Here is a 22,749-nt window from a genome sequence, read left to right on the forward strand (position 1 = left end):
ATAAAGATTTTTGGAGGCATAAGCGATCTGTTGCGCCGCAGATGTTAGGCTGATACAGCAAATCTCAAAAAGGGTCTGGGGCCCGGCAAGGAGTTTTGAGTTTGGGATTAAAGTCGCGCACAACTTAAAACTTAACATTATTTCGCCCTTCATTCCCAAACCCACAGTTCCAAGTCGCCAATTACCAATTGCAAAGCCATGCGAATTTTTAATCAGTCTCCTCCTTCAGAAACAGAAACCAAGAAGCGAATTTTACAAGCTGCTCAGCGGTTGTTTGCCCGCAGCGGATACGACGGTACGACAACTCGCGATTTAGCAGCGGCGGCGGGGGTAGCAGAGGGTACGCTATTTCGGCATTTTGAGAATAAAAAAGCGATTTTGATTCAGGTAGCCACGGAAGGATGGGTGGAAATACTGACAGATTTGCTGACAGAATTGAGCGAGATGGGCAGTTACAAAGCGGTGGCTCAGGTGATGCGGCGCCGGATGCTAAATATCCGCGAGAATAGCGATATGATGCGGGTGTGTTTCTTAGAGGCGCAGTTTCACCCGGATTTACGCGACAGAATTCAGTTGGAAGTCATTGGAAAAATGAGCGATGTGGCTGAGGCTTTTTTTGAAACGGCGATGGAAAAAGGAGTTTATCGAAAGATGAATCCGAAGATTGTTGCTCAGGTATTTTTGGGAATGTTTGCAGTCGCGGGTTTTAGTCAAAATACGATTATGGAACCCAATGCTTCTCCGCAGCAAATGCAGGAAATGGCTGAAGGATTAGCCGATATTTTTCTAAATGGGGTTTTAGTTAAAGATTAGTCATTGGTCATTGATCATTAGTAGTTCGCGTCTTTTTTCCTTCTTTATTCTTCCATACATCCGTTACATCCGTTACATCCGTTGCCGAACTTCTACTTATGGACAAAATCTTGGACTATTATATTCGGCCCTTAACGCAGGAAGACGAGCCGTTTTTGTGGCAAATGCTGTACGTTGCGGCGCACATGGCAGAAGAAGGCGAATCAACGGTGCAAGCTGTTGTGAATCATCCTTTAATTGCGAGATATGTCAAGGATTGGGGACGTGCAGGCGATACGGGATTCGTAGCAATTGAATTAAACAGCAGCCAGCCCATAGGAGCGGCGTGGCTGCGTTTGTTTACAGGAGATGAAAAGGGATTTGGCTGGATTGACGATGCTATCCCGGAATTGGCAATTGCAGTTCTTCCAGAATATACAAATCAGGGTGTAGGAACGCAGTTGCTGGCTCGTTTGTTGTCAGCAGCAAAAGCATCTTATCCCGCGGCATCCCTGAGTGTCAGAAGCTCAAATCGGGCCCTGAATTTGTACGAGCGATCCGGATTTAAAGTAATTGAGGGAAGCGAGACAATCAACCGCACAGCCGGGACATCATTGACTATGAAAGTTGATTTTGATTGAGTGAATTATTACTCATCGTTAAACTCGTACATTTGCCGTACCCAATTCTCCCGATTATCCTGCCATTCATCAGCCACTACTTCCCAAGTTGTATTGCTTTCAAGATCCAGCAATAAACTTGATACTTCTTCAAGAGTCGAGGCTACCTGACATTCTTCTACCCAACTTTCCCGGCGCTGTTTCCATAGATTTTGCACCGCTTCCCACTCTATCTCTGATTCCAATTCAACTAAAAATTCTGCTAGCTGTGATGGATCAACTGCTGCTTGCACTTCACTCATCCAACTGTCGCGACGTTGTTTCCATTGTTCCGTCACGGCTTCCCATGTGAGGTGGCTTTCAAACTCTAACAGTAACTGGTTCAGTTCTACCATATTAAATATTTTGTTGTTGGCAGTTTATGCTAGAAATATTATACAAAACTTTTCAATTAAGAGTGTTATTTTTTTTTTAAGATTGGGGTCTCAGTGAAACTACGGAATACATAACTGAATCATGAGCGATGAATTTACGTTAGATATGCTAGATATTCCCAGCGGTTGGAATCGCGGGACAGGGGACTGGATGGGAGTGGCGGCAGCTATGAAGAGAGGAGAAACTGTAGAAGTAATTCAAGAAGTTGGTTCTACTTTGTGGCGAAATAGTCTGCCTGAAAAACATTCTTTGTATTGGGATGGGGAAAATCTGTCAACTATCAAAGGGCGAATTTGGATTAGTTTTACTCAGAGAAGATTTGCGCCGGAATCTGTTTTGCCAAAGGTTCAATGGCATCCGAGAGTGTTGTGGATAGGGATTGGTTGCGAAGCCGGAACCCCGCGGGAATTAATCGAAACTGCGATTCAAAATGTCTGTCGCGCTTATCATTTAGCTGAAGGTGCGATCGCAGGTATTGCTACAATAGACACTAAAGCAGGTGAACTTGGCTTGCTGGAACTTTGTGCAGCGCGAAACTGGCCGTTAAAAACCTTTGCTGCTGATATCTTAAGTTCCGTAGAAGTCCCCAACCCTTCAAATATGGTAGCAACAGCAGTCGGTACGCCCAGCGTAGCAGAAGCGGCTGCACTTTGTGCGATCGCACTGATATCTTGTACCATTGTCAAGAACAGGCAAGATGCCTGTTCCACAAAGAGTGAATCTGCTCTCAAAAACAGGCAAGATGCCTGTTCCACAAAGAGTGAATCTGCTTGTGGGGTGGGCATCCTTCCCGCCCGTGAAAGGCTCTTAGTCCCCAAACAAATATTTCGCAGTCAAAATCCCCCCCTTTTGCAAGGAGGGGTTAAGGTGGGTTCTGCGGTAACAGTAGCGGTTGCAGTTTGCCCGATCGACTATCTAGGATAATATCTTACTACTCAAAAGTGTCGGCATACACAAATCGACCGATCAACCCAGAAACAAACGACAACACAATCGAACCAAACAAAGCAGGCCAAAAACCGTTAACCGCAAAACCGATACTGAACGCACCCGCCAACCACGAAGCCAAGGAAAGCGAAATTGCATTCACAACAAACAAAAACAAACCTAAAGTAATAATACTCAAAGGCAGCGTCAGCAGTGTAATCATCGGCCTGACAACCGCGTTCACAAATCCAATCACCACAGCCGCCAGCATCGCCGCCGGAAAACTCGTCACCACAATACCTGGTACAATGTTAGCGGTAATCACCAGCGAAACTGCGGCTACTATCCAAGTTAAGAAAAAGCTTAGCATATCGTTTTTTTGATCTCCATCACTATTAATTGAGATTGTAACCGTTTAGTCGATCGACCAAAGTTCGGGATACACTACCAAATATCCACCTTGCGAGAATATCAAACTTATGAAACTCCGGCAACTAGCAGCATTCCTATTGGCGCTAACTATCTTCATCCTCCCGCGCCCAGCCCAGGCTCAATCTAAATATTACGCTCCGCCGCTGTCCTTTAGCAACGCCGAACTGACAAGACGCGACTTTTCCGGTCAAATGCTGCGCGCGGCTGAGTTTTCTAACGCTAATATGGACTTAACTAATTTTTCTCATGCCGATTTGCGGGGAGCAATTATGAGCGCATCGGTGATGACTCAGGCGAATTTGCACGGCGCCAATTTAACTAATGCCATGATCGATCAAGTTAAATTTAAAAATGCCGATTTAAGCGATGCAATTTTAGCGGAAACAATTTTGCTGCGTTCTACTTTTGAGGGAGTTAACATCACGGGCGCTGATTTTACCGACTCAATTATGGACGGCGCCCAACTTAAAGAATTGTGCACAAAAGCCAGCGGGATTAATTCTCAAACAGGGATTTCTACTCGCGATTCTTTGGGATGCAGGTAATTTATCTAAATCCCATAATTTCAAGTTAAGGATACAGCGTTGCGTTTCCCGAACTGTCAACTTAAGTATTTTAGATCCTGTCCGCTCGAACGACCATAAATAATAAGATTAGTTTGATCGTTCGGACTTCAGTCCTCCGATTCTGAGGACTTTAGTCCTCACTACAAACATTTTGATGGCAGATAGCCTACCTGATACAATTAGTATAACAAAACCTTACCAAAAACCCACAACCTCATACCAAAAAATGTTTCGACTCTCCCAATCCCAGCTCAAAAACCTCGAAGAATGTCCGCGAAAATTCCAACACAGCTACCTTGAACTCCTCGCCACCACCGCCTCCCCAGAACACCAAGAAAAACTCGCCTGGGGAAGCCGCTTTCACCTGTTGATGCAGCAGCGAGAACTCGGATTGCCGATCGCATCCATCACCCAACAAGACCCCGAAATAGGACGCTGTGTCGCAGCATTTATCAACACCGCACCCGAACTTTTCGCTGCTTCAGAACATAACGACCAAATTTTCCGCCAAGCCGAACACCCCCGCACCCTAATTTTTCAAGAATACCTGTTCACCGTTATCTACGACTTATTAATAGCCGAACCAAACGCAGCTCAAATTCTCGACTGGAAAACCTATCCCCGCCCTCAAAAATCAAAATGGATAGCCGAAAGTTGGCAAACCCGCCTGTATTTATATGTCTTAGTAGAAACCAGCGACTATTCCCCCGAACAAGTTTCCATGACATACTGGTTCGTGCAATTGCGAGGAGAAGAACCGCCGCAAAAACTCACATTTTCCTACAACCAAACAAAGCACGATCGCACAAAACAAGATTTAACCCACCTCTTGCACCAGCTAAGCGACTGGCGACAGCGCTATACCCAAGGCACAGAATTTTTGCCCCAAGTAGAAATTAGTGCCAATCTCTGCGATTCCTGTCAATTCGCCACTCGCTGCAACCGCAGACAAGAAACCACAGCTTCTTCACCAAATTTTGCCACAGAAAATTCAGCAAATTGGCTACCAAATCTTGCTATAATCGATGAAATATCTATTTAACATACCTTTTACTATGCAAACTCTTCGGACAGTTTCAATCCTGGACGCATTGGGAGGCAAGAAACCCGGTTTCTACGAAGTTTTTCGTTTAGTAACGATAGATCTAGGAAGAAACCGGGTTTCTGAGGTTTGGAGTTATAAAATTTTGTCGCTTGGTGGGGGCGGGTTTATAGATATTGTGGATGTGAATTAAAGATTGTTGGTGAACCCGCCCCTACTGGAATTCATGAAATAACCGATGACAGAATTACCTCAAAACTGGCAAAATCAACCCTTACTAGAACCCCCAGCTTGGCTGATTCAAGCTGTCAGAAACCACGCGCCCGAACTCCCTGGAAACTATGCCGCTGCACTTCTCTGGTATAGAGGAATTCAAAACCCCGAACAAATACCCGGTTTCCTCAACCCCAAACTTTACCAACCAGCAAGTCCCTTTGAATTCGGACTAGAAATGAACTGGGCGATAGCCAGAATTCAGCAAGCCAGAAACAAGGCAGAAAAAGTCGCAATTTGGGGAGACTTCGACGCCGACGGCATCACCTCAACCTCCGTTTTGTGGGACGGACTAGGAGAATTTTTTCCCAAAGACGAGCAACTAATTTATTACATTCCCAACCGCTTAACCGAATCTCACGGGCTCAATATCCCGGGAATAGACGCCTTAGCAAAAAATGGAATTACCCTGATTATTACCTGCGATACTGGCAGTACAAACATCGCCGAAATCGAATATGCCACAAGTTTAGGCATCGATACAATTATCACCGACCATCATACATTACCCGACGATCGCCCTCCCGCCACAGCCATTATCAATCCCCGCTACTTTGAACCCCACCACCAACTGTTTAACCTGTCCGGCGTCGCCGTAGCCTACAAATTAATCGAAGCATTATATCACACTTTACCTGATATTCCGCAGCGACCGATCGCAGATTTATTGGCCTTAGTGGCGATCGGCTTAATTGCCGATTTAGTCCAACTGACGGGAGACAGCCGCTACCTAGCACAAATCGGCATAGAACAACTGCAAAAACAAATTGCAAATCCCACCCGTCCGGGAGTTGCAAAATTGCTCGAACTGTGCAAAAAAACAGGCGATCGCCCAACCGACATTTCCTTCGGCATCGGCCCCAGAATCAACGCCGTCAGCCGCATTCAAGGCGACGCCAGCTTCTGCGTAGAACTCCTCACCAGCCGCGACAAACAGCACTGCGAAGAACTAGCAAATTTAACCGAAATTGCCAACTCCCGGCGCAAATCTTTGCAAAAAGATGTTGCCAAAGATGCCGCCGAAAAATTAGCCAAACTAGACCTTTCAACTACTAGCGTTATCGTCCTCAGTGACCCCCAATGGCCCGTAGGAGTATTGGGATTAGTAGCGGGACAAATCGCCCAAGAATACGGCCGTCCCGCGATCTTGTTCAGCACAGAAGGAACCGAAGAAATTAACGAAAGTCTTCCAGACACGCAACTTATTGATTCTTTCAACCCCGATTCGCAAACACTTTCCCAATCTAAAACCCCCAATTCAAAATCCAAAATTGCCAGGGGTTCCGCCCGTTCAGCCAATCAAATCGATCTTTACCAATTAGTCAAAGATCAAGCACATTTATTGGACAGATTCGGCGGTCATCCCTTCGCCGCCGGATTGAGTCTCCCAGTTGAAAACATCCCCCTATTTACCGATGCTGTAAATCAGCAACTGCGACAACAATACAGTCCGGAAACTTTAACAGCAGCCCCCGTTCAAGCCGATCTCACAATTACTGTTTCCGAATTGGGTAAAGAATTATTTCAAGAACTCAAACTGCTGGAACCCTGCGGCATGGGCAACCCCGCACCTAAATTGCTAATCAAAAATTGCTGGTTTGATAATCTTTGGAATCAAAAAATCAAAGATTTGAAAGGACAAAAAGTAGAATATATCAAAACAGAATTTACAATTAGAGATGAATCTAGCGATACAGGATTTCCCGGCATTTGGTGGGGACACAACCAAAACGAAGTTCCTCAAGGCCGCTGCGATGCCACTGTCGAACTCGATTTTAATACTTACAAATCGCGGTATGAAGTGCGTCTGGTAGCAGTGCGGGAACGCACGGAAGAAAGCCAAATTAATTGTCCGACTAAAATAGATTGGATCGTAGACTGGCGAAACAGAAATAACGATGAAGAGTTGTTAGCAGCCAGCACAAACTCAGCATCTCCAATGCTGGCAGAAAATCTAGTTGACAGTTCAGAAATAGTCGATCGCGAAAACTCGATTATCCTCAAAGAATGCCCCGCAAGCTGGGACGAACTGCGCGTCTGGTTTCGGCAAGCACAGCAGAAGCAGCAAAAACTGGCGATCGCCTACAGTTTACCGCCACTCGTAGCCCCGCAGCAAATCTGCCAACAGCTAATCGGCATCGCCAAATACCTCAGCCGCACCAACAAACCCGTCACCAGACAGCAACTAAGCCAAAAACTCGGAATCAGCGACACCTCCCTGCAACTCGGATTCACAACCCTAAAACATCTCGGTTTCCAAGTCAATTATCGCGATCGAGCTTTCCACATCACCAGACAACCGCAAACAACAGAAATTGGAGAACACATCTCCCAAACCTTATTCTCTAGCCCCTCAACTCAATTCTGGATGCCCAATTCTGCCACCGCCACCCGTTATGCAGCGCAATTCCTAGCAGCAGTCTCCGAAGAACAATTCCGGCGGAAATATTTCTGTCAAGTACCCCTATCCACCATTGTGTCGATCGCCCGAGACACCGTTTTCCCAGAAGATTATACAGCAACTCCCTTCTAACTGAGATCTTGCAGCTTTTCAGTAACAGGCTTTCTGGCCTGTTCCACTGATGAGTTGACTTTTTTTGTGGGGCGGGCTTAGAGCAACGCAGGTGGGGCAGGCTTGTGGGCCTATTCCTGACACCGGTGCAACATCTCAGTTCTAAGAAATATCTTAGTTCTCTATTGATGCCGATAAAATAGGGCATAGGGCAATGCGAGTTATCCGTTGCGAGTCAGGCCCAAAACTCAAAGCCCATAACTCACCACCCCAAACCCCCAAACTTCCCCACTGCTTTCACTCGATCGCACATCTCCCATTTAAAACCCCTATGCTCCTCTGTCCCCGCTGCCAATTTGAAAATCCCGATCTCAACAAGTTTTGTCAACAGTGCGGCAATTCCCTAACTTACAAAGCTTGCTACCAATGCGGCGTCCAAGTCGCTTTTAGCGCCAAAGAATGTCAGAATTGCGGCGTCGCAACAGGTCAAGTGTGGCGGGCGATTATCTGCGGCCGATCGAACTTTCCAGCAGTCGAGCCAGACGAGTCAAGCATTCCCCCAGCCGAGTTTGCACAAAAACCACACATAGTTCCAGAAACCGCATCAGCCCAAAACCGCCCCGAACCAATCACAGACGCCATTCAAACACAAATCACCGCCGACGCACTCCCAGCAGCCGCCCCAACTTCTCCACAGCCCGAGGCCGCCGCCAACAGCCGTCCAGAAAATATTGACGCTGAAATCGTCGTAGGGGCGATCGCACCAGCATCCTTTCAAACAGACCAAAAAACCTCTACTCCAGCACCAGAGGGCGAAATAACCCCATCCCAAAACAATTTCACAACCTCACCACAGCCCCAACCAACTCAGGAAGCAACCCACAGCCCCGACAGCGCATCTCCCCAATCCCCAGAAATCCCCGTCCTCAATTCCGAATATTTAATTCCTTCCCAGCCAGCAGGAGCTTATCTAGACACCCAGCAGCGCTACCAACTCCTAGAAACCCTACCTGCGAGAAAACCCTCCGACACAGTAGCAGTAACAGTATTAGACTGTCAGCCGCTGCAAATGTCACCGCTCAAAGCAATGCTAGCCGCCAACTCTGCCAGCGTCGCCAAACGCACCTCCCCCTACACCTCCGCCATCAAACCCGGAGAAAATGCCACCAATTCCGCCTTAGCAGAGCTTTGCCAAGGCATAGCTGAACCTTATCTGTCACTTCGCTGGCAATTCTCTCACAACCTGCCAGTCATTCACGATAGCTGGTCAGACAACCAACAGGCAGTGCTGCTGCTAGAAGACTGCTCCCAATGGCCGCTGCTAGTAGAACGTTGGAGCCAACCCGAAACTTCCACCCAGCAAATTGTGTACTGGCTGCACGAAATGACAGAACTCTGGGCTGCCCTAGAACCCTGGCACTGCCGGCAAAGCTTGTTGGAACTCACAAATTTGCGCGTCAACCCCGACTCTTCCTTTTCCTTTGCCTCCGTGCGGCTGCAATACCTCTATCCCGAACCCGCCGGCTCGAACTTGCAACTTGTAAATTTGGGGCAACTGTGGCAGGCGATATTTAACCAGTCCGATCGCACTCAGTTTGGCGCATTGCTCGAACTGCTGCAACAAATGTACAGAGGCGAGATTAACACAATCGAAGAATTGCGATCGCGCCTAGAAACCGTTCCCCTCGAACTCCAATCCGCACCTCTACCAACCTCAACCCCAGAGCGCCAGCATTACCGCAGTCCCGACAACACCTCCCCCGAAGTTGTGGGCGAGGTATTAACCCAGCCCATGCCAGTCCAGATTTACAGCCTAGAAGACGCAGGCCTCACCGATGTCGGCCGCACCCGCGACCACAACGAAGACTTCTTCAGCATCTGGACTCAAATCAACAAACTCGAAACCTCCTTCGGTCGCATCTTTCAAACCAAAGGGCTTTACATTCTCTGCGACGGCATGGGCGGACACGACAGCGGAGAAGTAGCCAGTCAACTAGCCGCTGAAACCCTCAGAGAATTCTTTCAAACCAGTTGGGAAAATCAACTGCCCCAAGCAGACACCATCCGCGAAGGAGTGCTCCTAGCCAACAAAGCCATCTTTGAAATCAATCAAAAGGACGGCCGCTCCGGCAGCGCCCGCATGGGTACAACCCTAGTCGCAGTCTTAGTTCAAGACACCAAGTTCGCCGTTGTCCACGTCGGCGACAGCCGCCTCTACCGACTCAGAAAGGGACAGACTCTAGAAAAAATCACCTCAGACCACGAAGTAGGGCAGCGCGAAATTAAGCGCGGGGTTGACCCGGAAACAGCTTATTCTCGTCCTGACGCCTATCAACTAACTCAAGCCATCGGCCCCCGAGACGGTAATTTTCTCAAGCCTGACGTGCAGTTTTTAGACTTGTGCGAAGATACTTTATTGATTTTGGCCTCCGACGGCCTGACAGATAATGATTTGTTGGAAACTCACTGGCGGAACACTCTCGAACCTCTGTTCAATCCCCAAGCTAATCTCGACCAGGGAGTTGCCGAGTTGATTGAACTGGCCAACAAACGCAACGGTCACGACAATATCACGGCAATTATCATTCGGGCCCAGGTAGGCGCATTTCGATTTTAGAATTTTGATGCTTGCTGCCAACTTTTTCAAAGGCGGCGCCATCCGTCGGCGACCGCCCGACTTAAACCTGCAATTGTTGCAGGGAAAGCGAACAGCTTCTGCCGTTTCCGCGCAAGGCTTGACGGCTCGCTCTGCTATTAGGTATCCGGTGTTGAAACAGCTTCCGCTTGAAGGCTCAAAAACTGATTGCAGCCCCAATACGATCGCACAAAAGCTGTTGAGGACAAACCATTTATCAGTAGCTTTAATTTTTAGAGTCTGTTTTGGGAATCTGCGGGAAAAGCTGGCTCCATCGTGAGTGGATTCATCAAAGCTGAAACAGCTTTCACTGACAGAAACAGTTAGTCTAATCAAAAAAAATTAAACTAAAATGAAGTGAGGCATCTAACGGGCTAATGCGAAAACGGTTTTATACTCGATCGCGATCGGCACATGGTGGGATGAGGCGGGAAGTTCCCGCCCTACATATAGATGTGGGGCCTAAATCACAACCTGCTGCTACCGCAAATTTACCTACTTTTTGTAGTTGCAAGTGTTAAATCGATCGACTGTGTTTTTTAGGCTCGATCGACCGCTCAGAAATATTACGAATAATAGTTCCCAACAAACTATTTATTACTGAATTTATGGAATCTTTAATCAGAATCAGGATATTATAAAGTTCTCCTGAAACTAACGTCTAAAGCTCCTATAGCAGTGCTAAATCAGTTGTGTAATTCTTGTAGGGGCCGATCGGCCCGTGGTTGCCCTCTTTACGCTCTTAGGTAGGCACGGCGGGGCACTACCCCTACATATGTACAAATTATTTAGGATTGCTATAAGTAATTTTTGATTTCTAATTTTTCAAAGCTCACGCCCCAAATCTGTAAATTCCCGCCAACTCTCAATGCAAAATCAGGGAATTCAACCACATGAATCGAAAATGCTGCTGACTCTTTTAGATCCCGAAAAAAATACCCCCCTGCAACAGTGGAGTTTCGAGAGCGAGTCGATTGTGCGGATCGGCCGCTCTCCTGAAAATCACGTTGTGATTCCCAATGCTCTAGTGTCGCGACAGCACCTGGAATTGCAAAGAGTTAAAAGCGGCACCTCAGGTCAGTGGTACTTAGTCAATTCCGGAACAAATGGCACTTTTGTTAACGGTACTCTCATGTCTCAGGGTTGGATATCCGACGGTGCCCTGATCCAGTTGGCGCGGGGCGGCCCAACTTTGCATTTCCAAGTTGTCACGATTGAAGTTGGCGGCAAAATTGAGGCGATCCCTAGCTTCAGCGCCGCCGCCCCGAGGTGTACCCACGCGGGAAACCCGCCGGGGAATTTATTCTGCATCCACTGCGGCGAACCGATTAAAGTCGATCGCACAGTCCGTCACTACCAAGTGCTGCGAACTTTGGGCCAAGGCGGTATGGGGACAACGACTTTAGCCTGGGATCGAGAGCTCGCCAAAGCTCAAAAACCCGGCAGTTCCCCCGCAGCTTCTCTGGTAGTCCTCAAGGAAATGAATGCTGACATGGCTCAAATAGTCAAGGCTCAAGAACTGTTTGAACGTGAAGCTAAAACTCTCAAGGCCCTCCACCATCCGGGAATTCCTCAGTTTTTTGATTTTTTTGTGGAAGGGGGCAAAAAATACTTGGTGATGGAAATGCTCCACGGCGAGGATTTAGAAAAACGCATCTACAACCGCGGGCCTGTTGCTCCCCAACAGGCGATCGAGTGGATGATCCAAACCTGTGAGATTTTGGACTACATTCACTCTCAAAAACCCCCGATCGTCCACCGGGATATTAAACCTGCTAATTTGCTGGTGCGGCATCGAGACAATGGCATTACAGTGCTGGATTTTGGCGCCGTTAAAGAAATCGGCACTCCTCCGGGCACTCGCATCGGCGTTGAAGGCTACACCGCACCAGAACAAGACCGGGGACAGCCTCTCCCTCAGTCGGATTTATATGCTATCGGGCCTACTTTGATTTTTTTGCTGACAGCCCAAAGCCCTCAAAAGTTTTACGGGAAAATGGCTCGAGGTTACGGCTTTAAGCTCGAAAATATTCCGACGATCGCACCTTCGTTGCGGGAGACCATTTTGCGAACCACGGCAGCTAAGCCTGGCGATCGCTTTCAAACTGCTCAACAATTAGCTCGAGCTTTAGCAACTTGCCTTTAAGGGAAGTCAGTTGTCAGTTGACTGTTGACTGTTGTTATTGGTTATTTGTTATTTGTTACCAATAACCTTTCCGGCTCTGCCTCCTAGGCCCTATGCCCTATGCCCTATGCCCATAGCCCTATGCCCATAGCCCTATTCCTCGTCCCAAGCTTCTACAGCTATCAACTCGCTTACCGGGTCTTGCATAGAAAAATCAAACTCTAGGAGTTGCTGTTTCCAGTAAGGCCATTCGTCGCCATAAAGCAGAGCAATTTTCCAAATGCTGTCTGTCGGCTTGATAATGTCAGACGTGACGAGAGAATGCACCTGACGCTGGAACTTAACCATCGGCTGTATAACCTGCTGGCTCATAATACCTCTTGAATTGTTTAAATCTTGTTTAATTACCACTTCCCAGCTCTTACTTTTTACCGCAGTTTCGCCAAGAACAGTCTCGCCAAGATACGTGTAGATTTTTGTCGGGAAGCTACATATTCAACTTGTATCTTAACACAGTTCGTTTTGACAAGGGCCTATAAGCAGGACTGAAGATTCAAGACTGACTTCAAAGAATTAATCATCTTTAAAATGTCCCGCTATGTGCTGTCGATCAGCGGTGGGAGGTTTGGCGCCTCGATTGTTTCCACAAAGTGGCAGATGCCATGGCCCAGAAAAGCTGCTCTTTAACAAGGCTGAGTCTGGGAGAAACTGCAACTACGGCTCGAACCGTCGCGAAAGCTTAATTTCCGCTTTCTGGTGCGTAAACCGCACTTTTTTCAGCTTCGAGGCTGGGTTCGCTGTTCGAGTGGGGTTTGAGCTGCATAAACTAATTATAGCTCTAGTGACGGCAAAGGTGGTCAAAAATTGTTGGATACTGTTGATCTGAATCCCCGCGACTGTCGATCGAACATTCTGGGCCGCCCAACGCAGGCGTGCCAGCAAGCTCCCAACCCATTGTCCTAAATCTCAAATCTCAAATCTCAAATCTCAAATTTAAAATTGTATGACTTGGAAAAGGCGACACATTCTCACTCTGGCTGATTTTACCTCGGACGAATACGATACGGTGCTGCAAACTGCGGCCAGTTTTCGGGAGGTGCTCGGGCGCCGCACCAAGAAAGTGCCCGCCTTGCAGGGTCAAGTGGTCGCGAATTTGTTTTTTGAACCTTCTACCCGGACTCGCAACAGTTTTGAGTTGGCGGCAAAGCGGCTGTCGGCGGATACACTGAATTTTACACCGGGAAGTTCTTCTCTGACCAAGGGGGAGACTATTCTGGATACGGCTAAGACTTATCTGGCGATGGGAACCGATTTGATGGTGATCCGGCACGAACAAGCTGGAGTCCCGAGCACTATTGCTTCGGAAATGGAGCGCTTGGGTTCGAGAGTGAGCGTTCTCAATGCTGGAGACGGCCAGCACGAACACCCGTCGCAAGGTTTGCTAGACTTATTTACTATTTGTTCTCTGTTAGATTCCGAACGTCCGCGGCTGGAACTTTTAGCGGGCAAAAAAATTGCTGTGGTGGGAGATATTTTGCATTCGCGGGTGGCTAGGTCGAATATTTGGAGTTTGACGGCTTCTGGGGCAGAGGTTCATTTGGCCGGGCCGCCGACTTTGCTGCCACTGTTGTTTGCTGAGTGCGGCGAGGGTAGGGAAGGTAAGTTATTTTTGCACTGGCAGCTTGAACCTGCTTTGGCCGATGCTGATTTTGTGATGACTTTGCGGCTGCAAAAGGAACGGATGAGCCAGCATTTGCTGCCGAGTTTAAGAGAGTATCATGCTTTGTATGGGGTGACGCGCGATCGGCTGAAACTCTGCAAGCCGGATGTGAAGGTCTTGCACCCTGGCCCGGTTAACCGCGGCGTGGAAATTAGCTCGGATTTGATGGACGATCCTCAGTTTAGCCTGATTTCTCAGCAAGTTACCAGCGGCGTAGCGGTGCGGATGGCCTTACTCTATCTGATCGGTGGCGGTAAAGTTTAGATTGTGAGTTGTTAGTGATTAATTTCGGCTCTTCGATTATTTTCAACATCTATCGCCCGCCTCTTTAAAATAATCGTTACCAAGCTCGGCTTGGTAACGATTAAAACTCTTTCTAGAAATGTAAATTGTTCTAGTTAAGAATTAGTTGAGCCAAGCACTGGATATCCAGCCGCCACCTTTCAGTTGCGCCCAGCCGTGTTTGTAACGACCGGTCAATGCCACATTGTCTCCATTGTATAACTTGCCGATGACATGAGAACAGCCATTGGGTCGGTGGCGGATATTCAGTCGGCCGCCGTTGGTGGCAACTTCGCCGTAGCTGTGATGGCGGTGACCGCCGCCGCAGCGCTTGTAGTGGCAACTTGCTTGGGCTTCGCCACTGACACTCAGAACAGACAGGGCTACTGCCAGACCTGCAACGCCTATCACTGCCGATTTAGGAATTTTCAATTCCAGTTGGAGCTCGGATTCTGGAGATTCATAAGCAACAAAAGAGTGGCTCAATGCTAGTGCTTCCATAGTTTCCTCGTGATTGTTGTTAACATTTGTTGGTGCAGGCTCAGGTCAAGACCTCGATTAACAGCCGAAACCATTAACTTATGTGTCAGAAAAGCCACAAGAGGTTGTTACCGTCTTGTTTTTGCCGAGTATTCGGCAATTTGCCTGAATCCTGCACAAGTACATCATGTCATCGAATCAGCTTTCCGGAACAAAAAAAAAATAAACTTTACATCTGCTGCTAAAAATTGGGACTGCCCCCAGTCTTAGGAGCGCAGAATTTAACTTAACTGTGTCATGAAAAAGCGAATGCCGCAATCGCTTGGGATGAGAGATTGCGTGCCGCAAGTTGGGAATGACACTACTTTTTTTGGTGTGCTTACTTATTGATTTGCTACAGAGCTAACAACAGCTATTCGATCGCACAAACCGGCTGCTCATCCTTAACCACTGTCGGAATTTGGTTGGGGCGAGTTATATTTTACCCGATCGCACTGCGCTTGGGCGGTATGGTGCCGATCGACATTTTGCTAAAGATTGACCTTTGTGTCTTCCTAACCAGGATGCCCGATCGATCGCGACTTGATTTGTGTCAAGATCGATCGAGTTCTCCACCACTTGTTTCGCCATGAACTCCTTCGCGGCACTTTCGATCGGCACAATACCTCAATGCCATGAATCAGACAGCTTCGCCATTACTTTAGCTCCTTTATCTGTAGAGGAAGTCTATACTTTGGTAGATGACGGCGCTAACGGAGCCGTGGTGTTGATGAGCGGTACAGTCCGCAACCAAACAGACGGTCAAGCTGTAGTTTCCCTAGAATATCAAGCCTACGAACCGATGGCGGTGCGAGTATTCCAGCAAATCGCTACTGAAATCCGCCGCCAGTGGGCAGATGTCAATCGCATTGCCATTCACCACCGCGTCGGACACTTGCAGGTGGGGGAAATTAGCGTAGTGGTGGCTGTGGGCTGTCCCCACCGGGGCGAAGCCTTTGCAGCTTGCCAGTACGCCATAGATACGCTCAAACACAATGTACCGATTTGGAAAAAGGAACATTGGGCAGATGGTTCTAGCAGTTGGGTTAGTATTGGAGCGTGCGAAGTTACGGGTCATTAGTCAGAACTCATTGACTGGATGATGGCAGCAGCCGACGATCGCAGTTTCTGAGTGCGGGAACCGATGGCGATCGGCCAGCGTCAACAACTGTGGAATGTTCGATGAGCCAATTCCACCCATGAGCGACTTTATTTCCGTGTCCTGGTCTGCGGTTGTGGCGACCGTTCAAAGAGTGCAATTGCCAGCCGAAAAACTCTCTAATTATGACTTGGTGTTGCGTTGTCAGGAAGGAAATCGACCTGAAGGCACAGATTTTACCGAACTGTTGAAGCGGTATCAGTCCCACGTAGACAGAGTTCTCTATCACTTGGCCCCTGACTGGCAAGACCGAGCCGACTTGGCTCAGGAAGTGTGGATTCGAGTCTACCGCAATATTAACCGCTTGCAAGAGCCTGTTAAATTTCGGGGCTGGCTGAGCCGCATCGCCACTAATTTGTTTTACGATGAGTTACGCAAGCGCAAGCGCGTGCGAACTCCGCTGTCGCTGGACGTACCCCGTGCTCTGGAAGATGGGGAGATTGATTGGGAACTTCCGGCCGACAGTCCGGGGCCTGATGAAGATTTGACGACTAGAGAATTTTACGAGCAGTTGCGAGTGGCGATCGCCGATTTGCCGGAAGTATTCCGCACGACAATTGTGCTCAGAGAAATTGAAGGTTTAGCCTATGAGGAAATAGCGGAAATGACCGGAGTTTCTCTGGGAACTGTCAAGTCGAGAATTGCTAGAGCTCGCCAAAGATTGCAGTTGCAATTGCAAAAATACCTCGACGGTAATTAGCAAGAGCGATTTCAGAGGCGGAACGAGAAGATTTGATGAAGTTTGCTGTGACATCAAAACTTCTATTTTACAATATAAATAAGCAGTAAATTATCCTAATAGCGATCGGGTACTTCCCCTAAAATTGAGCAAGTGATGTGAAATATGAATTATAACTTTGAATCGGATAAAAATCAGAATCAGCAAGGTCTTGAGGATTCGCTGGCCCCAAATCAAACTAACAACAATTATTCGCCGGGAAATGTAACTACTATGATGCGCGATCGCTTTGAATTACTGAGTGCCTACATCGACGGCGAAGTGACTGCTACAGAACGCCGGCAAGTTGAGGAATGGCTGACAAATGACCCCACTACGAAGCGTTTGTACTCGCGACTGATGATGATGCAGCAGAGTTTTCAGTCAATGCCTGTGCCTGCTGGGCAACAATCTGCACAGGATTTGGCGGCGAAGGTTTTGCAGCGGGTGGAACGCAAGTCGAAACGGACTTGGGTTTTGGGTGGAGGTGCGATCGCAGCTTTGTTGGTTGCGGTGGTGTCTGGTGTCGCTGGTGGCCGGCAACTGTTTGCTCCCCAATTTGCTCGATCGCTGGTTCCTGCTGAATATGACGGTTTGATTGTGGCTTTGAACGAGCCTGTGGTGGAGATTGTTAATCCCAACGATTTGATGCTTGGGGTGAATTCACCTGTGATGGATATTCCGAAAGCTGCTTTACCAAGCCCTCACAAGTCATTGCCAAAAGCGCAGTAGAATCTCTGTTTTTAGCAATAACACAAGTTTTTAAGCTCCCTAAAAAACGGGGGCTTTTTCCGATTTTTCCCAGTTTTTTAATGGATATATCCTTTGATAATCTCCCGGCTTTGAATGACGAATTGTGGGGCGACATCTTAATATCGGAGCGGGTAGCTAGTGGAATTAGAGCGGGCGATCGCACTTGTCACCTGTTTTTTTTGCTGTTGGCGATCGCCAACATCAATGTCTCCTCAATCAAATGCGCTTCTAGCTACCTATGGGCGGGCTGTTAAACTGTCGCTACGTATGGAATCAAGGTATATTCTGGGCGATCGAACAACTGCAATCAAATTCGTTGGTAGTCAGGAATGCCAGTCTCGATCGAACTATTTGGAGGGTGGCGCTCACTACAAATTGATCGCGGTTATGTTACCAAACTCGATTTGATCTGCGGTGAACATACTTCAAATAAAAAAACAAGGCGACCTGGTTGGGACGCCTTGTTTTCGATCGTACAAAAGGCACTTTGTCAACAGCAAACAGCTACTGTTTTTTCCGTTTAGACTTATCTAACCGCCTGCGATCGCGCCACTCAACGGCCGTCAAATAAGCGACCCCGCCAGTCACAGTAACCAGCAGTACAAAGGCTACCAAAACCAGAAAATTAGCAATAGAAAATTCCACAACCCCTCCTGCAAACTTAGACTTGAGATTATGTGCGATCGCACAACCGCAATAAAATTGGTTTGTAGTGAGGACGAAGAGTCGTCATAAAACTTAGAGGACTCTTCGTCCTCACTACAAACCTTACAGCAACTCTTCCAAAATTGTAAACCGGACATGATTAATTGCCAGACTACCCACGGAAACATCTTCCTTATTTAAAGGAAGACCCCCGCTGGTGAGACTTTGAAACCGAACTCCCTTGCCAATTTCTACGTGATACCAAGCCAAACCCATGAAAAACCGCAAAGGATAAGGGCCTTTGTCTTGAATGTCGTCAGGATTAGATTCCATCGGCACCCAGCCAAAACCAGGAATGTAAAACTCCAGCCAAACGTGATTGAAATCCGGTTCCAGCGGCAAACCTTTTCTGTCAGCAAAAGCCGGACACTTGTAACGCCCAATTGTGCGGCAAGCAATCCGGTTCAACCGGGCTAAAGCCAACAACACCCCCACGTACTCGCCGCAAGAACCGATGCCGCGACGCAGTACAATATCGGGAGTGTCAATGTGAGGCCTAATCCCGTAGGAAAGTTGATCGTAAACAAAATTCCGAATGCTCAGTAACTGCCTCAGAATATTAGTTTCCGTGCCAATGGAGGCCACAGCAGCCGATCGCACAATCTCCGTATCCATCGCCAAATTATCATTGTCCACCAAATACTTAGCGGCAAACTCCGGCGACAGTTGTGGAATTTTTTCGACATCCCGAGGCGATAATTGATACTTGATCGATCGAACTTCTAACAAAGCCTTCCAGCCAAAAATTCGGCGTTCACCTTTCTGGAGGCGATCGAACTTAAACACCGCCACCCGTTCCCCTTCCTGAATTTCCTCAGTAAAAGGCATTCCGATCGGCGTAATTTTCCTGACCTTTTGCCGAGCAGTTTCCGAAGGCAAAGCAATCCGCCACTCCAAATTTTCGATTTCTACCTCATCCAGAGGAGACAGTTCCTCCACATAAGACATTTCCATCAAATAACCGTTTGACAGAGCGTAGCTGTCGGCTTCATTGTAGTGAAAATACAAAGGGTGAATAAAAGTGCGATCGCGCTTCGTCAACTTAAAAGGATCTTCCGCATTCGGGTCATCCCGAATGTAAAGTTCATCCCCGGCATAAGCCACATACAGAGTCTCTTCCCCCGTCTGGGCATCCTTGTGAAAAGCTAAACCAGAAGGCCACTCAAAGGGAGTCAAAACACTAAATTTAATCTCCCCAGTTGCCCTCTCCAAACAGTAAACTGTTTGCTCAGTCTTATCGCAAACCCAAATTTCCTCATCCCGGACAGTGATATTTTCCACCCCAATACCCGGAGCACAAAACCGAGTAATTTCTCGACCAGTTTTCACGTCAAAAACCAGAATATAGCCCAATCTCTGGCAAGTCACGTAAAGCGTAGATTGCCAAACTGCAATCCCGTCAGCAGGATAAGGAAGCGAAACAAAATGTTCCGGTGTGAGTTCACCCATCGCCCCGTCCCGAATTGCCTGGGGACAGCAACAAATATCCTGATCCCGCGAAAACCAGAGAGTATCCTCAGAAATAGCCAGCCCGGTTGCGCTCGCAAACTTGGCCGTTTGACAAGGATTCAAAACAGTAGTGTTGTCAGTTTCTCGATCGATCTCCAATAGCAGCCCTTCGGCGCGATCGACCGCGAACAACCTATTTCCCAAAAAAGCAATGCCGTGCAGTGCAGATACACCGATCGGTCTGACCATTCGCAGCCCCGAAGGCTGTTTGTCCGAGATAACTGGTGAATCGAGGTTCATGCTAAATTTCTTGCCGGTATTGTACAGAAAACTTGACTTTTGACTTGTAGCCGATCGCTTGAGATGAGATCCACCCGCTTTCATTACCGAGATTCTCGATCTCCAAAACTGACGCATCAACCGGGTTTTTTTACGAAAATACGAGTTCTAGCCTGTGGCCGTAGTTAAAAAACCCGTAATATTAGTTATGGTCAAAATTGGGTGTAACAAGGTCAACCCAACTTTCTGCTTTGAATGCAGCTAAGTATAACTACTAAACCACCGCGCCAAAACGCTACACAGAATTCTATCTCGCCCGCAGCAGCCAAACTAATCGTATCTGCCTCAAGATGTGACATCTCCAGACACTGACCGCTTGGGCGGATCGCGTGCTGGCTTCCAAGAATCACTTCTTAGATTTTCTGGTTGTTCCCTTACGGGATTTCGGCACTTGGCTAGACTTTTGAGCCCCCGCTAGATCGCCTGCACAGACAGTTTCCTTTCCCGACCATCCATCGGTACTAATGAGGGCAATCCCTCGGTTACGAATTACTAAACCTGAAGCAACATCTCGGTCAATGGTGAACCCACATTCAGGGCAGTGATGAACTCTTACTTTCAGGGATTTTTTAACTGTCGCACCACATTCAGGGCATTCCTGACTTGTGCCTCGGCTATTGACTTCTGCAAAGAATTTTCCTAACTTCCAGCAAACATACTTGACTATAGAACGAAATTGTCCAAATCCACCATCAAGCAGATGTTTGCCAAGCATCCCCTTAGCCATGATCCGAAAGTCTAAATCTTCCATGAATATCATGTCAGCAGACTCAGACAGAGCATGAGCTTGTTTAAAGTGAAAATCTTTGCGGGTATTGTCAATTGTGTGGTGCATCCGCGCCACCTTGATGCGTTGCTTCTCGTAATTACTTGACCGTTTCTTTTTCCTAGATAGTCTGCGTTGCAGCGATTTCAGCTTGCTTTGCATTTTCCTAAAAAATTTGGGCGGTTTTACGAGAACGCCATCACTGGTAGCCAGAAACTTTTCTAAGCCAATGTCTACACCAATCGGATGACCATGAGGCATGGGAGCGGGTACATTAACATCAGACTGAATACTAATACTGGCATACCAGATATCAGCTTTCTTGATTATGCGTACCTGTTTAATTGCGAAACCATCTGGGATCGGTCTATGCAAATTAATTTGAATATTGCCAATCTTAGGCAAGAGAATCGTATTGCCCGCTATAGGAGATTCTTTAAACTGTGGAAATAGTAGAGACTTAAATTGCCCATACTTCTTAAACCGAGGAAACCCAGTCCCTCTTGCTTGAAAAGCTTCCCATCCTCGATGTAACTGCTTTACGGCTTGCTGCAAGACTTGAGAAGGGACTTCACCTAATCGGGGAAATACTTTCTTGGCTTTTGGCAATGCGTTAAGTTGTTTGATCTCGTTAGGGAATGGCCGCTCGGCAGGCATGATGTATTCATGTTTTATGGAACATCGATCAATCAAGCATTTCCTACTATTACACCAGTCTTTAATCTCTGCTAACGCATAGTTATAAGCCACTCTGCACGTTTCCATCCACCCAGACAGTTTTTCCTGTTGGGTGGCATCTGGATATATGCGATAGCGGTAAGTCATGGTTAGCATAGAGTTATTATAACATGGTTTACTTGCGATAAGTATTCCAGTAAATGTATATTTAGTAGGTATTGAGCCTACTAAATATACGCGGCTTTCATCCCGTCGCTGATCTGGAAATAGAGCGCGCGTCTTCCCGCCTGCTAAGATAAAAATGTGCGATCGAGTTCTTAGGTTCATCAGAAGGCAGGTTCGTCATGGCTTGGAAGTCTGCTCTAAACATCGGTACCCTTTCCTTAATTCTGTCTTTAGAGGCAGTTGCCGCTGGTAGTTTCTTAATACCAGCAAAGGCTCTCAACAGCCCGGCAAACAGCGTTCACCCCCCCTCACGACCGCAGCTACCCCTCAACTGGCAAACAGTTCAACCCCCCGAACTCAGCGGAAGCAGACCGAACAGTCAGCCATCTGCTGCCACGTGGAATAACTTTCAACCGCCGGAGCAGGGAGTACCCGGAAGGCGGGAAGGGGGAGGAACCCGCGGCTTAGCCTGCCCCACTGCCACAACGGCCTTGATTCCCCAATCAACTATGGGGCAAACCATATCAGAAAAGCCGACATTTTTTTACTACGTTCCGCTAGCCCTCGACAAAACAGTTCAGTTTGAGTTAGCGGACGAAAACGACAAAACAGTATACAAAAAAAGTTTTCGGATGGTAACTAGCCGTGCTGGTATCGTTAGCGTCAGCCTCGACTCCGACGGCAACTCGCCAGCCCTGAAAGTTGGCAAAAACTATCAATGGTACTTTACGATCAAATGCAACCCAAAAAGCTATACAGATGATGTTCTCGTTTCCGGGTGGATCAACCGCACCGCAATCGCCCCAACCGTGAAAACAGAGTTGGATCGATCGCCCGATCGTCGCGCCCAGCTCAGTATCTTCGCCCAACAAGGTCTCTGGTACGAGTATCTAGCAACTCTAGCTCAATTGCGTAGGGAGTCTCCCAGCGATGCCAGTTTAGCGCTCAAGTGGTCAGAAGTGTTGAGTTCAGTCGAACTCGGCAAAATCTCTCAAGAACCATTAGTGCCAAGCGTGTTAACACCCATAACCAAAAAATAATTGGACTCCAGCCGCAAGTACCAAAAACCCGCAGGCGAGCGCGGTGTTGGGCAGCGCCACAGATGATTTTTGCCTGTGAGAGGGTTTTTTGGTCGAT

Annotated in this window: 24 protein-coding genes; 15 read left to right on the forward strand and 9 right to left on the reverse strand. The window is 47.7% G+C overall.

Translation table 11 applies throughout. The features are described 5' to 3' along the window. Positions 1 to 198 precede the first annotated feature (198 nt). The gene (locus QUB68_RS15130; RefSeq protein WP_332993782.1) at positions 199 to 813 is read left to right on the forward strand and encodes a TetR/AcrR family transcriptional regulator; all 615 of its coding nucleotides are present in this window, start codon (positions 199 to 201) and stop codon (positions 811 to 813) included. Between the two features lie 98 nt (positions 814 to 911). Next, positions 912 to 1,433: a GNAT family N-acetyltransferase gene (locus tag QUB68_RS15135; protein WP_332993784.1), complete on the forward strand. Its 522-nt coding sequence runs from the start codon at positions 912 to 914 to the stop codon at positions 1,431 to 1,433. 8 nt (positions 1,434 to 1,441) lie between these two features. On the opposite strand, the gene QUB68_RS15140 is transcribed toward QUB68_RS15135, so the two are convergent. Continuing rightward, complete coding sequence (locus tag QUB68_RS15140; protein WP_332993787.1) at positions 1,442 to 1,807, reverse strand: hypothetical protein; 366 nt, start codon at positions 1,805 to 1,807, stop codon at positions 1,442 to 1,444. A gap of 121 nt (positions 1,808 to 1,928) precedes the next feature. On the opposite strand from QUB68_RS15140, the gene QUB68_RS15145 reads away from it, so the two are divergent. Then, on the forward strand, positions 1,929 to 2,771 hold the full coding sequence (locus tag QUB68_RS15145; protein ID WP_332993789.1) for a cobalamin biosynthesis protein: 843 nt from the start codon (positions 1,929 to 1,931) through the stop codon (positions 2,769 to 2,771). 7 nt (positions 2,772 to 2,778) lie between these two features. Here QUB68_RS15145 and QUB68_RS15150 read toward each other — a convergent pair whose 3' ends face one another. Next, positions 2,779 to 3,144 carry a phage holin family protein gene (locus tag QUB68_RS15150; protein WP_332993792.1) on the reverse strand — a complete coding sequence of 122 codons (366 nt, stop codon included), beginning with the start codon at positions 3,142 to 3,144 and terminating at the stop codon, positions 2,779 to 2,781. 109 nt (positions 3,145 to 3,253) lie between these two features. Between QUB68_RS15150 and QUB68_RS15155 the strand changes: the two genes are divergently transcribed. From QUB68_RS15155 to QUB68_RS15180, 6 genes are all read left to right on the forward strand, one after another. Further along, a complete protein-coding gene (locus QUB68_RS15155) occupies positions 3,254 to 3,751 on the forward strand; it encodes a pentapeptide repeat-containing protein (RefSeq protein ID WP_332993794.1) in 498 nt (165 codons plus the stop codon). Positions 3,752 to 3,926: 175 nt separating this feature from the next. Beyond that, the gene (locus QUB68_RS15160; RefSeq protein WP_332993796.1) at positions 3,927 to 4,814 is read left to right on the forward strand and encodes a PD-(D/E)XK nuclease family protein; all 888 of its coding nucleotides are present in this window, start codon (positions 3,927 to 3,929) and stop codon (positions 4,812 to 4,814) included. Between the two features lie 238 nt (positions 4,815 to 5,052). Next, positions 5,053 to 7,620 (forward strand): single-stranded-DNA-specific exonuclease RecJ, encoded by a 2,568-nt coding sequence (locus QUB68_RS15165; RefSeq protein ID WP_332993799.1) that lies wholly within the window; start codon positions 5,053 to 5,055, stop codon positions 7,618 to 7,620. Between the two features lie 310 nt (positions 7,621 to 7,930). After that, positions 7,931 to 10,216: a serine/threonine phosphatase gene (locus tag QUB68_RS15170; protein WP_332993801.1), complete on the forward strand. Its 2,286-nt coding sequence runs from the start codon at positions 7,931 to 7,933 to the stop codon at positions 10,214 to 10,216. A 7-nt stretch (positions 10,217 to 10,223) separates the two neighbouring features. Continuing rightward, positions 10,224 to 10,514, forward strand: coding sequence for a hypothetical protein (locus QUB68_RS15175; RefSeq protein WP_332993804.1), 291 nt, complete (start codon positions 10,224 to 10,226; stop codon positions 10,512 to 10,514). 624 nt (positions 10,515 to 11,138) lie between these two features. After that, complete coding sequence (locus tag QUB68_RS15180) at positions 11,139 to 12,380, forward strand: protein kinase domain-containing protein (protein ID WP_332994133.1); 1,242 nt, start codon at positions 11,139 to 11,141, stop codon at positions 12,378 to 12,380. A 132-nt stretch (positions 12,381 to 12,512) separates the two neighbouring features. Here the strand turns inward: QUB68_RS15180 and QUB68_RS15185 are convergent, their stop codons facing one another. Beyond that, the gene (locus tag QUB68_RS15185) at positions 12,513 to 12,731 is read right to left on the reverse strand and encodes a DUF4327 family protein (RefSeq protein WP_006631282.1); all 219 of its coding nucleotides are present in this window, start codon (positions 12,729 to 12,731) and stop codon (positions 12,513 to 12,515) included. Positions 12,732 to 13,362: 631 nt separating this feature from the next. Between QUB68_RS15185 and QUB68_RS15190 the strand changes: the two genes are divergently transcribed. Further along, positions 13,363 to 14,343, forward strand: coding sequence for an aspartate carbamoyltransferase catalytic subunit (locus QUB68_RS15190; RefSeq protein ID WP_332993806.1), 981 nt, complete (start codon positions 13,363 to 13,365; stop codon positions 14,341 to 14,343). Positions 14,344 to 14,484: 141 nt separating this feature from the next. Here QUB68_RS15190 and QUB68_RS15195 read toward each other — a convergent pair whose 3' ends face one another. Further along, on the reverse strand, positions 14,485 to 14,862 hold the full coding sequence (locus QUB68_RS15195) for an SH3 domain-containing protein (RefSeq protein ID WP_332993809.1): 378 nt from the start codon (positions 14,860 to 14,862) through the stop codon (positions 14,485 to 14,487). A 453-nt stretch (positions 14,863 to 15,315) separates the two neighbouring features. Further along, positions 15,316 to 15,471: a hypothetical protein gene (locus tag QUB68_RS15200; protein WP_332993811.1), complete on the reverse strand. Its 156-nt coding sequence runs from the start codon at positions 15,469 to 15,471 to the stop codon at positions 15,316 to 15,318. Between QUB68_RS15200 and QUB68_RS15205 the strand changes: the two genes are divergently transcribed. The 4 genes from QUB68_RS15205 to QUB68_RS15220 all read left to right on the forward strand — a co-directional run bounded on the left by QUB68_RS15205 (position 15,470) and on the right by QUB68_RS15220 (position 17,764). Beyond that, positions 15,470 to 15,961, forward strand: coding sequence for a molybdenum cofactor biosynthesis protein MoaE (locus QUB68_RS15205; RefSeq protein ID WP_332993814.1), 492 nt, complete (start codon positions 15,470 to 15,472; stop codon positions 15,959 to 15,961). The genes QUB68_RS15200 and QUB68_RS15205 overlap by 2 nt on opposite strands. A 118-nt stretch (positions 15,962 to 16,079) precedes the next feature. Then, positions 16,080 to 16,739: a sigma-70 family RNA polymerase sigma factor gene (locus QUB68_RS15210; RefSeq protein WP_332993816.1), complete on the forward strand. Its 660-nt coding sequence runs from the start codon at positions 16,080 to 16,082 to the stop codon at positions 16,737 to 16,739. Between the two features lie 144 nt (positions 16,740 to 16,883). Further along, positions 16,884 to 17,489 carry an anti-sigma factor family protein gene (locus QUB68_RS15215; protein WP_332993819.1) on the forward strand — a complete coding sequence of 202 codons (606 nt, stop codon included), beginning with the start codon at positions 16,884 to 16,886 and terminating at the stop codon, positions 17,487 to 17,489. 80 nt (positions 17,490 to 17,569) lie between these two features. After that, a complete protein-coding gene (locus tag QUB68_RS15220) occupies positions 17,570 to 17,764 on the forward strand; it encodes a hypothetical protein (RefSeq protein WP_332993821.1) in 195 nt (64 codons plus the stop codon). Positions 17,765 to 18,014: 250 nt separating this feature from the next. Here QUB68_RS15220 and QUB68_RS15225 read toward each other — a convergent pair whose 3' ends face one another. The 4 genes from QUB68_RS15225 to QUB68_RS15240 all read right to left on the reverse strand — a co-directional run bounded on the left by QUB68_RS15225 (position 18,015) and on the right by QUB68_RS15240 (position 21,594). Then, positions 18,015 to 18,155: a hypothetical protein gene (locus tag QUB68_RS15225; RefSeq protein WP_332993823.1), complete on the reverse strand. Its 141-nt coding sequence runs from the start codon at positions 18,153 to 18,155 to the stop codon at positions 18,015 to 18,017. 123 nt (positions 18,156 to 18,278) lie between these two features. Then, positions 18,279 to 19,964 carry a transglutaminase domain-containing protein gene (locus QUB68_RS15230; protein WP_332994134.1) on the reverse strand — a complete coding sequence of 562 codons (1,686 nt, stop codon included), beginning with the start codon at positions 19,962 to 19,964 and terminating at the stop codon, positions 18,279 to 18,281. A gap of 212 nt (positions 19,965 to 20,176) precedes the next feature. Next, on the reverse strand, positions 20,177 to 20,353 hold the full coding sequence (locus QUB68_RS15235; RefSeq protein WP_332993826.1) for a hypothetical protein: 177 nt from the start codon (positions 20,351 to 20,353) through the stop codon (positions 20,177 to 20,179). Then, positions 20,350 to 21,594: an RNA-guided endonuclease InsQ/TnpB family protein gene (locus QUB68_RS15240; RefSeq protein WP_442923088.1), complete on the reverse strand. Its 1,245-nt coding sequence runs from the start codon at positions 21,592 to 21,594 to the stop codon at positions 20,350 to 20,352. The genes QUB68_RS15235 and QUB68_RS15240 overlap by 4 nt, the downstream gene beginning before the upstream one ends. 197 nt (positions 21,595 to 21,791) lie before the next feature. Here QUB68_RS15240 and QUB68_RS15245 point away from each other — a divergent pair, with 197 nt between their 5' ends. After that, the gene (locus QUB68_RS15245; RefSeq protein ID WP_332993830.1) at positions 21,792 to 22,652 is read left to right on the forward strand and encodes a DUF928 domain-containing protein; all 861 of its coding nucleotides are present in this window, start codon (positions 21,792 to 21,794) and stop codon (positions 22,650 to 22,652) included. The last annotated feature ends 97 nt before the right edge of the window (positions 22,653 to 22,749 follow it).

This window comes from Microcoleus sp. A006_D1, from assembly GCF_036702805.1.
Lineage (GTDB): Bacteria > Cyanobacteriota > Cyanobacteriia > Cyanobacteriales > Microcoleaceae > Microcoleus.